The sequence below is a fragment of the Wolbachia endosymbiont of Drosophila pseudotakahashii genome, assembly GCF_026015925.1.
Taxonomy (GTDB): domain Bacteria; phylum Pseudomonadota; class Alphaproteobacteria; order Rickettsiales; family Anaplasmataceae; genus Wolbachia; species Wolbachia pipientis.
In genome coordinates this window covers 840,583-853,611 of sequence record NZ_CP110359.1, presented here as the reverse complement: position 1 = coordinate 853,611, position 13,029 = coordinate 840,583, and the positions used below count along the sequence as shown (strand labels likewise).

Below are 13,029 nucleotides of genomic sequence, written 5' to 3'. Positions count from 1 at the left end.
TTTTTTGGGTAAAATAAAATTTTGGAGGATTAGAAATGGTAAGAGAATATACGGCAGAATTCAAATTGGAAGCTGTTAAACTGGCAAATGAACAAAGAAAGGCAGGTCAAACAATTACAAAAACAGCAAAGGATTTAGGAATAAAGGGTGGTTTATTAGGAAAATGGATAAAGAAACACAACGAAAAAAAGTCGGCAGCAGATGCATTTCCAGGTAGAGGTAACATGGCTCCTTACGACAAAGAGAGGTTTGATTTACAAAGCAAGAGTAACAAGGGAAAGAGACATTTAAAAAAAAACCCTGGCCAGTCAAAAAGAGTAAAATATTTTTTTATATAGTAACTGCTATAAAGTACAGGAATTATGTAGGATTTTCTGCTAGTGGCTACTATAAGTGGACCACAAGAAAAATAAGCAGTAGAGAATCAGCAAATAAAGAGCTACTCGAAGCTATTCAAAAAATATATCAAGTTTCTAAATGTAGATATGGAGCTCCTAAAATTCATGCTGAATTGAAGGCTTTGGGTAAAAGTTGCAATTTGAAAACGGTGCAAAGTATTATGCAGAAAAATGACATCAGGGCTATACTGAGAAGAAAGTTTAAAATTAAAAAACAACAAACAGATAATAGAGCTGTAGCTCCCAATATACTAGATCAAAACTTTATTGTTGATCAACCAAATAAAGTATGGGATTACTTACATCAAAACCAAGGAGGGATGGCTATATTTGGCAGCAATAATTCTCACGTATGGTAGTTAATGAGTAGTGCAATAAATAAACAATTGGTTATGAACTCTTTATTAATGGCCATTAATAGGCGTAAACCTGTTAAAAATCTACTGCTGCACAGTGACCAAGGTTCACAATATACTGCGCAAGGGTATCAATATCTCTTAGCTGTAAAGAATATAGATGAGTAATAAAGGCTGTTGTTGCGACAATTCTGTTGCAGAAAGCTTCTTCAGTTCTCTAAAAAGGGAGTTACCAATAGACACCTCTCGGCACTCTAAACAGCATATCAAAACTGCTATATTTGAATATATAGAAATTTTTTATAACAAACAACGTCACTATTAACTATTGCATTCCAGAACAATTTGATGCATCATTCTTTTTGTAAAAAACATTCCAAACTTTCTCTCCACTTTTTTTGCATTGATTCTATCAATATAACCATCTATAGGAGATGTGACTGCAGTATTTTCTAAATCCAATTCTAGCCTTTTTAGGTCAGCTTTTGCACTTTGTAACGCAGTAAAAGCTGCTTCTACTTGTATTTGTGCCCCATAGCCTTTTTTATTCAGTTTGTGAGAGGAATCATACTCAATTTCACGCTGCTTTAATAAAGCTTTGGCTTTCTGAGCTTGCTCAATCCTGTCATAATCTTCTATCTTTAACACTACATCATCTCTTTTTACCTTTTCACCATCAGGTAAATAAACAGCAATAATCTTACCACTTATTTTTGAGACAAGGCTAGCTCTATGTAAGGGATTTACTGTACCAGAAAAATTTAAATATATAGTGCGGTTTTGCGGCGCACATTCTTGAGTTTTTACTGAAAAGTTACTAGTTGCATTATCACTATAAACCGCCTGATCTTTTTTTAAAAATGCACTGCTGATAAAAAACAGTAGAATAAAAGCAATACTGGAAATGATGATTACTTTATTTCTCATCTTTAAACAATAGAATTTGTTAACTAATTTTGTTAGAAACAACTGCATAAATTTTCGAATCAGAAATGTAAGTATAATACATGCACCATCGTCACTCCATAAATAATTTTATATGAGAACAAACACAAGATTTTCCTACAATAAGTAAGTTTTCTATTGCAAAAATGCAATTTTGAATCGAATAAAAATGTAAAATTGCAAATAAAGTTGTGCATAAAACTGGATTTAAAAAATCTCGAAAAACATACTAAAACTTTTAAATAATAACTTTATATCTAGTGGCTTTGCCTTCTCCAAGACGCTGTAAGTATTTCATCCCTAGCAGTTTCTTTGTAATTGCCTCTACTGTTCTTGGAGGAAATCCTAGAGCTTCTATAGCATCTTTTCTACTAAATTCTTTATCTGCAAGGCTAAGTGCCCATTCCCAGAAGAACAATTGTTTTCTTGATAATAAATATTCAGTATTCTCCCTCTCAAGAATATAATGCGCCTCATTTGCTTGCGTTTTGAGCACATTAAGAAAAAATATTAACCATGGGGAAATATCTTCTTTGCCACTTTTCCAGCTACTTTGTGTTTTATTAAGCGCTAAATAGTAATCAAGTTTGTTAGTTTCAATTATCTTTTCATGTGATACAATAGATACAAAATCATAACCCTGCTGCAACAGCATTAAATTAGTCATCAATCTACTAGTTCTGCCATTCCCATCTTGAAAAGGGTGTATTGCCAGATACTCAAAAACAAAGTTAGCAACAATAATAAGAGGATGCTTAAATTTATTATTTAAGGACCAGTGATACCAATCAATAAGCTCTTGTACTTCCTTTCTAACAAGGTAAGGTGGTGTGGGATCAAAAATTATACTAACAACTTTTCCATTCTGATCTTTTGCCTCAACTCTATTAGAACTTGCTTTGTATTTTCCTCTATGATACAAATCTTTTTCACTATAAAGTAGCATCTGGTTGTTAATGTGCAATATTGATAACTCACTAATTGGAATATCCGTATAATCATGAAATATTAGTGTAAGCATTTCTAAGTAGCCAGCAATTTCTTGCTCATCTCTATTTTTAAATTTTTTGACACGTAGGTTTTTATATAGATCCTCAACTTCTTTATCGGTTAGACGATTTCCTTCAATACGGTTAGAAGCGCCAGAAGATGTAACAATAACTGAATGAGTTAATCTTTCAATTGTTTGTGGTAGTAGTTTTTTCGTTATCTGCCAGCTATTTTTAACACTATCAACTGCAGTAATTAACTCGTACACTTGCTCAATTACAGGCCCTTCTAGGTTGAGACGTGTACTAAGACGAAAATTCTTCCAGTTCATATTCTTCTCACATGCATATTATGTGAGATAATGTGATAAAAGTCAATAGTAAGCTTTATATGCACAGCAGAGCTAACTACAAAAATTATACATTTTCAAGTGATCCTAACCATATCAAAAACTACAGGGCAAAGCTGTTAGAGGAAGGCTTAATTAGTTAAAAATTTCAATCTTATGTAAAATATTGTCTTATTTTGTAATTTTCTTGTTGACTAACGAGACGATATCTACTTTTCAATAAACTCCATTTGCATTTCTTGTATATTACTTTCTATTTGCTCTATTTGTTCTATCAACCTTTCTTCTAAGTCAAGATTACCGCTCAGCCTCGCTTCGGTTCTTTCTTTTCGTAATGCATTTAATTCTTTTAGTAACACTATATTATTCCACACAATTTCTGCAGATTTTCTCTCGTTCAGTTGGCTATTTAGTACACTAGTTTTTTCAAATACATACTTTATAACGTTAAACTGTTTCAATTCTTGTAACAAAGCCTCTTTATCGAGTTTGTTTTTGTTACTTATTACATCAATTATACGCTGTTGTAATCTTTTCATCTCATTAGTAAATTCAAAATGAGAAAATTGCTCAAAAAATATAGGACGGTTCAAGATTTCAGGAAATTCTACGGCTATACGCAAAATTACGGCCTGATTTTGCTCTGCTTCAATTAGCTCTGGAGATTTGTTATGAAGATACTCACCTTTTGTTGCTCTAGTTTTACTATTAAAAATCTGTTTTTTCAAGCTACTTCTTAGTTCACTAGCCTTATTGTAAAAATAATCTCTGTAATACCTTCTAATACTGCTGTTGCTAATAGTATTTACATATTCCATGAACTTGTGCTCAAGAATTGAATATTTTTCCGGAGCAAGTTTTTCATAATTTTGCAAATTGCTATCGATTATGTGATGCCATAAATATTCAGAATGAAGTTTTGTTGAGTGATCAAGCGCAATCAATACGTCTTCTTTCTTGTATTCCAGTTCGTTACATATATCGTATGGATCTTTATTACTCGGCAAAGTCACAAATTTTAACGTGTATCCAGGCTCTAATATTGGCAGAGCAAGTTCTGCAACTCGAGTAGCAGCATGACGTCCAGCACTATCGCCATCCATACAGATGGAGATTTCTTTAGCAAATCTCCATAGATTTTTTATCTGCTCTGCAGAAATTGCGGTACCAAGCGGAGCAACTGCATTACTAATTCCTGCTTGATGTAGCGCTATAGCGTCCATATATCCTTCAACAACGAGTATTTGCTGTTTTTTACGTATTTCGCTTAAAGCAAAGTTTAATCCGTATAAATTCTCCCTCTTCTTGAAGAGCTGACTCTCTGGACTGTTTAAATATTTCGGCTGTTGCTCAGAACTTAGCGCACGTCCGCCAAAACCAATAACTCTCCCTGCAATGCTCTGTATAGGAAATATCAGCCGGTCATAAAAATAATCATGAAAATTTTTGTTTACTAATCCAATATCAATTAAAATTTTGTCTTCAATACCTGAAGAGTTTAAATACTCTTTCAAACCAGAGCTTGGTGCATAACCTATCTTAAATTTATCTATGATTTTAGGTGAAATCTTACGCTGCTTTAAATAATCTACAACACTTTGATTTTTTTGTGCAAACCAATTTGCAGCTAAATCAAGCGCTAAAAATAGTTTATTGTTCTCTTTTGTAATACTAAGATTTTTGGGCAGTTCAACACCTGTAACCGATGCTAATTTTTCCAATGCTTCTTTAAAGCTTAATCCTTCAGTTTGTGAAATAAATTCAAATGCATCACCACTAGCTAAGCAACCAAAACAGTAATATAACCCCTTAGTATTGCTCACCGAAAAAGATGGGGTTTTTTCGTTATGAAATGGACAGAGCCCAACAAAACTATCTCCTCTTTTTATTAGCCTGACTTTTTTACCTACTATGTCAGATAATAATAATTTTGATTTTATAATATCTATATGATCCATCTTGTTAAATTAGTAGTAGGATAAAAATTATATAGAATTTATACACATCTGACTCGAAATTTATTTCTATAACTAAAGCAATTTAGATTTACCGACAATGTAGCTATACAAATTCAAGAGCAATCCTGTCATCCAGGTAGCCCACAGAAACAAAAAACTTCCTTGACAAACCTCGCCAGCGCCCTTATCATGAAACTGAAGCTATTTATTTATCTTCTCTGTACAGATTAAATGACAAAAAAACTCAACGTATCTGGCGTCTCATGTTTAATTTTTTGCACTATGTGCACCTTATGTCTTTATCAAATTTCCGGGTTTTGACCTACACAAGCTGAAATACGCTTATAAAGCATTTAAAGCATTAAAAAACGCCAACTTAAAAAATGGATAGTGAATAACTAGCTACCCTAGGGTTTCTTTTGCCTTTTTTTCTGTTTAGTAAATTTCTTAACGTTTATAATTTAGATTAGTTGCAGCTTAAAAGCAGCTAAATCGCGGTTATTAAGTGTTTAGAATAAAAAAACGCCATACTTGAAAGTATAATGTAAGTAATTAGCCAACCACGGGGCTTCTTTTGCCTTTTTTTTCGTTTGGTAAATTTCTTAATATTTATACAGAAGGTGTCATTCCAGTGCTTGACACTGGAATCCAGTTCTTATTATACAGCTATCTGGTGTACTTATTTAAAATTAAGTTTTCTGGATCTCAGTGCCAAAGTACTGGGATGACACCCTTCCTGGCGGAGATTATTCTCAAATCACAATGTTCGTACAGTTGTGGAATGAATTGCGGTATGACGTAGGAAAACCTTAGCTATAGCTTTAGAACTCCCAAAAGGTCAGAAGCATTGAATGACTTGACAGAAAGTTCAAACCCATATAAAATGTCCTTATTTCTTATATGTTAGGTATAGTATCAATTGCCTCAGATCATGCTGGTTATGAATTAAAATCAGAAATAAAACCTTACCTGGAAGCCCTAGGTTACAGAGTAGTAGATCAAGGCTGCACTGCTAAGCAAAAGTGTGTAGATTACCCAAACTATGCTGTTAAAGTTGTAGAAGATATAACAAGCAAAAAAGCAAATTATGGGATATTAATTTGTGGTACAGGTTTGGGCATGAGTACTGTGGCAAATCGTTTTGAAGGAATCTACGCTGCTTTATGTAACAGTGTTGAGATCGCAAAATTAGCTCGCGAGCATGGCAACGCAAATATACTGTGTCTTGGTGCAGGGTTTACTGCGAGTGGATTAGCAAAAGACATAGTCAAACAATTCCTCGAAACAGAATTTTCAAAAGAAAGCAGGCATAAAAAACGCCTTGATAAACTCAGCAATATAACCTCTAAGAAAAAAAAAACAAAAACTTATAACGAAGATGAAATATCAAAATTCGCTAAAATGGCAGGCCAGTGGTGGGATGAGAACGGCAAATTCAAACCATTGCACATGATGAATCCTGTTAGAGTATCTTACATTATTGAGAAAATAAAAGAGTTAAAAAAATGCAATTTGAAAGAATTATCATTGCTTGATGTTGGATGCGGTGGTGGCATTTTGTCAGAGTCAATGGCACGCGTTGGCATTAACGTTGTGGGAATAGATGTATGTGAAGAAAACATAGAAGTAGCGCATTCACATGCAAAAAAAGTAGGGTTAAATATAGAATATATACACACCAGCATTGAAGAGCTAAGCAATGACAAGAAGTACGACGTGGTTCTGCTGATGGAAGTAGTTGAACATGTGGATAATTTAGAGCTTTTCATGAAAAAAGCGATAGAACTGCTAAAACCGGAGGGGTTAATCTTTATATCCACAATAAATAGAACTATTAAATCCTTTTGTCTTGCAATAATTGGTGCAGAGTACATATTAAATTGGCTGCCAAAAGGTACACATAACTGGAATAAATTTCTCAAGCCGTCAGAAATTGCAAATCACTTAAGAGAAAATAATGTAACGCTGCAAAACATGGCTGGCATGGAGTACAACGTAATAAAGCGTGAGTGGAATCTAACTAAAGGCGTGGATGTTAATTATATACTCTGCGGTTTGTTAGATTTAACTCTATAAAAGCACCATTTTCACTTCCAATACTTTGAAGGATCTTGGCCAGTTTTTATACAGTAGCCTTTATTAGTTAGCGCCCAACCGGAACGACAAGCATAACCTGTACCTACACGTTCATATCCAGGAGCAGCAACACACTTTCCATTCTCCAAGGTTTGACCTTTAAAAAGACAACAAACTTCTTTTTCTGTTACCTTTGTTACAATTTGAGGAGCACCAAAAAACACAGCAACAAACATACCCAGTGCGAAAAGTGCAGGCCAAGGCATTCTGCCAAATATTGCAAGTAAGCTTGAACCAATTATTACCACTGTAATCATTGGTCCACCTATTCCATGAACGTAACCTATTACATTACACATTACATCTGTTGCTCCATCAGCGTGTGCATCAAATGCATAGAAAACTATAAATAGAATTACAAGAAAATTTCCCATTGTTCTTTCAATAATCATGCCTGATTGTTTCTTATTTTAATAAAATTTCAGTAAATAGCTTTTTTCAAAAATTATGCTTAACCCAATCAATATTTATTTATTACTGCCTTTTTAATACTATAATTAACTCAGTTGATTTTTATCAAAATGCTAAACCATGGAACAATTCGAGAACTTTTACATCACCACGCCAGTATATTACGTAAACGATAAGCCGCATATTGGTCATGCATACACTTCTCTCTTGTGTGACGTGGTGGCAAGGTTCATGAAACTAGCTGGGAAAAATGTCAAATTTACCACCGGTACAGATGAACATGGACAAAAAATAGAAAAAGCAGCTAAAGCAAAGGAAATGCAGCCAAAAGAATTTACAGATGAAGTGAGCGTTTCATTTAAAGAATTGGCTAAGTTCATGAATTTTGAGTATGACGATTTTATTCGCACTACGGAGGAACGTCACAAAAAAGCAGTTATAGCTTTATGGAATAGACTTGAAGAGAGAGGGCAAATATATTTGGATTCCTATTCGGGTTGGTATTCAGTTCGTGATGAAGCATTTTATCAGGAGTCAGAGCTGATAGATGGCAAAGCACCAACAGGTGCTGAGGTCCAGTGGATAAAAGAAGAGAGTTACTTTTTTCGCTTATCAAACTGGCAAGAAAAATTACTGGAACTCTATAAAAATCAGCCAAGTTTTATCTTTCCTGAGAGCAGAAGAAATGAAGTGATATCGTTTGTAAGATCAGGGCTCATTGACCTCTCAATCTCTCGCACTAGTTTTAACTGGGGAATAAAAGTACCAGGTAATGACAAACACGTAATCTATGTCTGGATAGATGCATTAACCAATTATCTTACATCAATAGGTTTCCCTAGTACTGAAGGTGAGGAATATAAGAGGTTTTGGGCAGAACCAGAAACACAGATTCCAGTGTCAAGCACTGGAATGACACCAAACCAAGGGAAAACGCAGATTCCAGTGTCAAGCGCTGCAAACCTAGCTGACAACTCTTTCAACGTTCATGTAATCGGTAAAGACATATTGCGCTTTCATGCTGTATATTGGCCAGCGATTCTCCTTGCAGCAGACCTGCCACTGCCAAAACAAATTGCAGTTCATGGTTGGTGGTTGAACGAGGGAGAGAAAATATCCAAGTCCCTTGGTAATGTCATAGATCCAATTGGCCTCGCTCAAGAGTTTGGTGTTGATCAGCTACGCTATTTTCTCCTCAGGGAAGCAAGCTTCGGCCAAGATGGCAACTTTAGTAAGAAAAATATGATCAGCCGGATAAATTCAGAACTGGCAAACAACATAGGCAATTTAGTACAAAGAACAATTTCATTTTTACACAAGCAATGTTCTGGAATTGTACCAACAATCGATAAAAGCCTACTTAAAGGTGAAGAAAGTCTTCCAGGTTGCAAAGCTATACTCGATCAAGTGATGAATCACCTATCAAAGTATGAATTTAACCATATCATACTTCTAATTATCAACATCTCTTCTGAAGCCAACGCTTATATAGACAAAAGTGCACCCTGGACATTGAGCAAAACTGACAGAGAGCGCATGAATTTAGTAATTTACAAGTTACTGGAATATATCAGGATAATAGGCATTTTATTGCAGCCAATCGTTCCCAAGTCAGCAGAGATGATACTAAATCAACTGCAAATTCCGAAAGAACAACGAGATTTAAAATCTTTGTGCGACGCGTGCGTAAGTTCAGGCATAACATTGCCTAAACCTACGCCGGTTTTTTTGAGGGTTGATGCTAAAGAGGAAAAATAGTGTAAAAACTATTTCTCCTGGATGGGATTACATTTATTGACTAGGGAATGTACCATTGTTTACAGACGCACTGTTGCCCATAGATGATGCTACAACTCCATTAAGTACTGTAGGAATATATGGTGCAGCATAATATAAAACAGCAGTACCACAGAGTCCTATTCCAGTGGTCACTATTTTAGCTACCTTAGCCTTAGCCCATGCATCCCAGCCTTGACCATTTTCTTCTTTAGTTGGCTGACTTTCTGGGCTAGAAATCTCAGTACCTTTTTCATCACCAGATTCTGCATCATAAAATACATCCTGATCCTCAGAAAGACTCATTAAATAACTTTTAGCAGCATCAACATTTAAATGATCAGGTTACTTAGGAACGTTATCAATACTTAAATAATCCAAACTATTAGCTCGTTGCTTTTGCTCACTGGAAAGAACCTCAAGATTTAAATAATCCAAACGAGTTAGTTCTTGCATGCTAGGTTTAGATCCATCTTCACGCTTAAACTGCTCTTCCGGACTAGAAACCTTAGTACCATAAATCCTACTGTACAAGCTGCTTCCAACGCTGTTAAGTGCTTCTCTTACAGATGCAATTGACGCATCATAAGTATTTTTCAAGCCACCTCCAATACCACTAAGTGTTCCTTTTGTAGACTCAGTTGATGGCACATAATTATCGTAAGCATATTTGCCAGAATACAAGACACCATTAACTGCTTCTTTTGCAAACCAAACAGCGCTATTAACTGTTCCTTTTGCAAGCTGAACAGTGCCATCAGCAATTGCCACTTTTAATTTGTCTTCTTCTATCTTTTTATTTTTTTCAGCCAGTTGAGTTTTTTGCTCAGAACTTTTCTGCTTTTGAGTGCGTACTTGATCTTTTAACTTAGAATTTTCTTCCTCTTTAGCTTTTACTTCCGCTTCTTTTTTAGCTAGTTGAGTTTTTTGCCCAGAAATTGTTTGCTCTTGAGCTTTCATTTTATTTTTTAACTCAGAATTTGTTTTGTTCTCACTAATTGCTTTATACGAAAGTGCAATAGTTACAACAGAAAACACAGCATAACCAATAATAAATGGCAGGCCAACACTTAATGCTGCAACTGGAGCTAAGAAACCAATATAAGGAGCTGCAGCAAACACTCCAGATGCTAATAAAGTGAAAGTAGCCAGAGTTCCAGCTATATAATAGGGTACATTTTTTTTATTCATCATCTCACGTATTATAAAATATAATACCATTATAAAAGGATTTTTAAGAAGTTGTTAGGCTATCTTTACATAAAAAAATAATTGATAAACTTGGGAACAAGAAGATTGCTGCCAAGCTATGAACTATGCCTTTCCGTGTAATCTTTAAATGCACCTCTGTTAGAGTCAAAATATAGCTTCACACTGCCAATTGGTCCATTTCTCTGCTTTGCAATAATGAGCTCTGCAATGTTTCTAATTTTTTCCATTTTCTCTTGCCATTCCCGATGTTTATTGTTTCCTTCATTTGGCTGTTTTCTTAGTTCATAATACTCTTCTCTATAGAGAAACATTACTATATCTGCGTCTTGCTCTATGCTCCCTGAATCACGTAAATCAGAAAGTTGTGGTTTTTTATCATCCCTCTGCTCAACAGAACGAGAGAGCTGAGATAGTGCAACAATGGGAATATTTAGCTCCTTTGCAATTGCTTTCAAACCCTGCGTCACTTCCGAGATTTCTTGCACTCTATTTTCATTACTCCTTTTTGTTGTTCCTCTGATTAGCTGCAAATAATCAATGAATACCACTTCTACATTATATAATTGATACAGCAAGCGTATTCTGGTGCGAAGGGCACTAATTGATAGCGCAGGGGTGTCATCTATGATGAAAGGCAGTTCAGATAATTCTGTACTAGTATTGATAAATTCATGCAATTCAAAATCACTAATTCTCCCGGTTAATGCCTTATAATAACTAATCCCTGAATCTATAGTGATCAGCCTTGCAGTTAATTGCTCTGCTGACATTTCAAGCGAGAAAAACGCTACATAGTGTTGCTTATCTGCTCTTTTTTGCAACATCTTACAAGCATTAAGTGCGATGTTTAGCGCCAATGCTGTTTTACCCATAGAAGGCCTTGCAGCTAAAATTAATAAATCAGATTTTTGTAGACCACCAAGAAGCTGATTTAGATCTTGAAGTCCGGTTGTAACGCCTAGCGCTTCTGGATTATTTTTCAGTGTGCTGATCTTCTCAACTACATCTTTAATTGAACTTGCAAGTTTTATATATGTTTTCTCACCTTGTTTTTTTACTGCCAAATTGAACAATTTTGTCATTGCTTGTTCAATTTGCGCCTGTGCAGGATTTTCAATATCGTAGTTGTAGCTATCACCAACTATTTCTTGCCCGAGCTTAATTAAACATCTCCTTAAGTAAGTATCACGGATTATTCTAGTCAAACTATAGATATCAAGCGCAATACTTGCCTTCGCTGCAAGCTTTGCTAAGTACTCTACCCCACCACATTCGGTAAACGCTTGGTTGTTCTCAAAAAACATTTTGAGGCTCAGTTCATTGGCAACTGTACCGTGTTTCCTGGTTTTAGATATTTGCGTAAAAATACTTTGATGCAGTGGATCATAGAAATTTTCTGCTGTAATTGTGTCTTCAACTGCATCACAGATTCTATTATCACGAATCATTGCACCAATAAGCATCTGTTCAGCTTCTAGATTATGCGGTAATTTACATATTTCCTTGTCTACACTTCTTGAACCCAAGAGACTAGCTAATTCATTCATTTTAAGTTTTGAGAGTAACTGTTGATTATTGTAGAATATTTAGTCCTCATTTGAAAGATGTAAAGGCAAAAAAATTTGACTAATTCCGTGTTGCCTATAGCATTAAAACTTAATGCCCCTGTGGTGGAATGGTAGACACGGCAGACTCAAAATCTGTTGCTTGCAAAAGCATGCTGGTTCAAGTCCGGCCAGGGGCACGTTAAATATTGGAAAGTGTATATATGTTACATAAATTTTTTGATCGTTTATTTTCTATTTTTTCTTCTATAAATGTTATTCAAAAGGTAAAGAAAGATGAAAATGGGATATGTTATGTAACGGGCCTCAGGCGCTATATATCAGTATTGCTTGATTTAATTATTATCGTTTTGTTCTTGCAGTTTTGCAGCCAAGCCTTAAATCAGCTCTTTATGAACTCAGAGGATAGCAAAATATTAAGTCAAATTGCTGCAAAATCCCCAATGCAAGCACCACTGTCTGCGGAAGAAAAGACAACCCAGAGTAGACTTATAAAATTACTAATCCTAAATCAAATAGTCCAGTTTATTATGCTCTTTTGCTATGTAATATATATGTGGGTAAGGTTTGCTGCTACACCTGGAAAACTATTACTTGGGCTTAGAGTTGTGGATGCACAAACTTTCGAAAAGATAACTTTAAGACAAGCAACAAAGAGATTTTTTTCCTTTATATTGTCAGTTGCACCATTATTCTTGGGCTTTTTATGGTCAAATTTCAACAAACGCTGTCAAACTTGGCACGATAAGATCGCAGGCACAGTGGTTGTCACGAGTAAAAGCCTTAGAAGGCAGAGCTAAAAACTACTTGACACCCTTCGCCAGCCCCTTTATCATGATACTGAAGGTATTCATTTATCTTCAATCTGTGCAGATTAAACGACAACAGTATTACGTGTTGGCGTCTTATTTTTAATTTTTTGCACTATGTGCA

9 protein-coding genes, 1 tRNA gene and 3 pseudogenes are annotated in these 13,029 nt (G+C 35.1%); 5 read left to right on the top strand and 8 right to left on the bottom strand.

The features are described 5' to 3' along the window. Positions 1 to 35 precede the first annotated feature (35 nt). Positions 36 to 1,122: pseudogene (locus ONI09_RS07095) on the top strand (IS3 family transposase). A 25-nt stretch (positions 1,123 to 1,147) separates the two neighbouring features. Here the strand turns inward: ONI09_RS07095 and ONI09_RS04405 are convergent. From ONI09_RS04405 to ONI09_RS06950, 4 genes and pseudogenes are all read right to left on the bottom strand, one after another. Then, positions 1,148 to 1,729: pseudogene (locus ONI09_RS04405) on the bottom strand (efflux RND transporter periplasmic adaptor subunit); the annotation flags it as partial. Between the two features lie 208 nt (positions 1,730 to 1,937). Next, complete coding sequence (locus tag ONI09_RS04400; protein ID WP_265013798.1) at positions 1,938 to 3,020, bottom strand: Fic family protein; 1,083 nt, start codon at positions 3,018 to 3,020, stop codon at positions 1,938 to 1,940. Between the two features lie 227 nt (positions 3,021 to 3,247). After that, entirely contained in the window at positions 3,248 to 4,996 is a 1,749-nt protein-coding gene (dnaG, locus tag ONI09_RS04395) for a DNA primase (RefSeq protein WP_265013797.1), read from the bottom strand. A 615-nt stretch (positions 4,997 to 5,611) separates the two neighbouring features. Next, positions 5,612 to 5,701 (bottom strand): annotated as a pseudogene (locus tag ONI09_RS06950) (WPE palindromic element domain-containing protein); the annotation flags it as partial. A gap of 195 nt (positions 5,702 to 5,896) precedes the next feature. On the opposite strand from ONI09_RS06950, the gene ubiG reads away from it, so the two are divergent. After that, positions 5,897 to 7,072: a bifunctional 2-polyprenyl-6-hydroxyphenol methylase/3-demethylubiquinol 3-O-methyltransferase UbiG gene (ubiG, locus tag ONI09_RS04385; protein ID WP_265013796.1), complete on the top strand. Its 1,176-nt coding sequence runs from the start codon at positions 5,897 to 5,899 to the stop codon at positions 7,070 to 7,072. 11 nt (positions 7,073 to 7,083) lie between these two features. Here ubiG and ONI09_RS04380 read toward each other — a convergent pair whose 3' ends face one another. After that, positions 7,084 to 7,524, bottom strand: coding sequence for a TrbC/VirB2 family protein (locus ONI09_RS04380; RefSeq protein WP_265013795.1), 441 nt, complete (start codon positions 7,522 to 7,524; stop codon positions 7,084 to 7,086). A gap of 139 nt (positions 7,525 to 7,663) precedes the next feature. Between ONI09_RS04380 and metG the strand changes: the two genes are divergently transcribed. Beyond that, positions 7,664 to 9,301 carry a methionine--tRNA ligase gene (metG, locus tag ONI09_RS04375; protein WP_265013794.1) on the top strand — a complete coding sequence of 546 codons (1,638 nt, stop codon included), beginning with the start codon at positions 7,664 to 7,666 and terminating at the stop codon, positions 9,299 to 9,301. 33 nt (positions 9,302 to 9,334) lie between these two features. On the opposite strand, the gene ONI09_RS04370 is transcribed toward metG, so the two are convergent. The 3 genes from ONI09_RS04370 to ONI09_RS04360 all read right to left on the bottom strand — a co-directional run bounded on the left by ONI09_RS04370 (position 9,335) and on the right by ONI09_RS04360 (position 12,078). Further along, positions 9,335 to 9,625 (bottom strand): hypothetical protein, encoded by a 291-nt coding sequence (locus ONI09_RS04370; RefSeq protein WP_265013793.1) that lies wholly within the window; start codon positions 9,623 to 9,625, stop codon positions 9,335 to 9,337. Between the two features lie 39 nt (positions 9,626 to 9,664). Continuing rightward, positions 9,665 to 10,513: a hypothetical protein gene (locus ONI09_RS04365; RefSeq protein WP_265013792.1), complete on the bottom strand. Its 849-nt coding sequence runs from the start codon at positions 10,511 to 10,513 to the stop codon at positions 9,665 to 9,667. Between the two features lie 113 nt (positions 10,514 to 10,626). Next, complete coding sequence (locus tag ONI09_RS04360) at positions 10,627 to 12,078, bottom strand: replicative DNA helicase (RefSeq protein ID WP_265013791.1); 1,452 nt, start codon at positions 12,076 to 12,078, stop codon at positions 10,627 to 10,629. A 114-nt stretch (positions 12,079 to 12,192) separates the two neighbouring features. Here ONI09_RS04360 and ONI09_RS04355 point away from each other — a divergent pair. Then, a tRNA-Leu gene (locus tag ONI09_RS04355) sits at positions 12,193 to 12,275 on the top strand. A 24-nt stretch (positions 12,276 to 12,299) separates the two neighbouring features. Then, positions 12,300 to 12,896, top strand: coding sequence for an RDD family protein (locus ONI09_RS04350; protein ID WP_064124935.1), 597 nt, complete (start codon positions 12,300 to 12,302; stop codon positions 12,894 to 12,896). The last annotated feature ends 133 nt before the right edge of the window (positions 12,897 to 13,029 follow it).

Bases quoted from the DNA above. Each gene is read 5' to 3' on its own strand.
- ONI09_RS04400 (WP_265013798.1), bottom strand. From the start codon at position 3,020: ATGAACTGGAAGAATTTTCGTCTTAGTACACGTCTCAACCTAGAAGGG.
- dnaG (WP_265013797.1), bottom strand. From the start codon at position 4,996: ATGGATCATATAGATATTATAAAATCAAAATTATTATTATCTGACATA.
- ubiG (WP_265013796.1), top strand. From the start codon at position 5,897: ATGTTAGGTATAGTATCAATTGCCTCAGATCATGCTGGTTATGAATTA.
- ONI09_RS04380 (WP_265013795.1), bottom strand. From the start codon at position 7,524: ATGATTATTGAAAGAACAATGGGAAATTTTCTTGTAATTCTATTTATA.
- metG (WP_265013794.1), top strand. From the start codon at position 7,664: ATGGAACAATTCGAGAACTTTTACATCACCACGCCAGTATATTACGTA.
- ONI09_RS04370 (WP_265013793.1), bottom strand. From the start codon at position 9,625: ATGAGTCTTTCTGAGGATCAGGATGTATTTTATGATGCAGAATCTGGT.
- ONI09_RS04365 (WP_265013792.1), bottom strand. From the start codon at position 10,513: ATGATGAATAAAAAAAATGTACCCTATTATATAGCTGGAACTCTGGCT.
- ONI09_RS04360 (WP_265013791.1), bottom strand. From the start codon at position 12,078: ATGAATGAATTAGCTAGTCTCTTGGGTTCAAGAAGTGTAGACAAGGAA.
- ONI09_RS04350 (WP_064124935.1), top strand. From the start codon at position 12,300: ATGTTACATAAATTTTTTGATCGTTTATTTTCTATTTTTTCTTCTATA.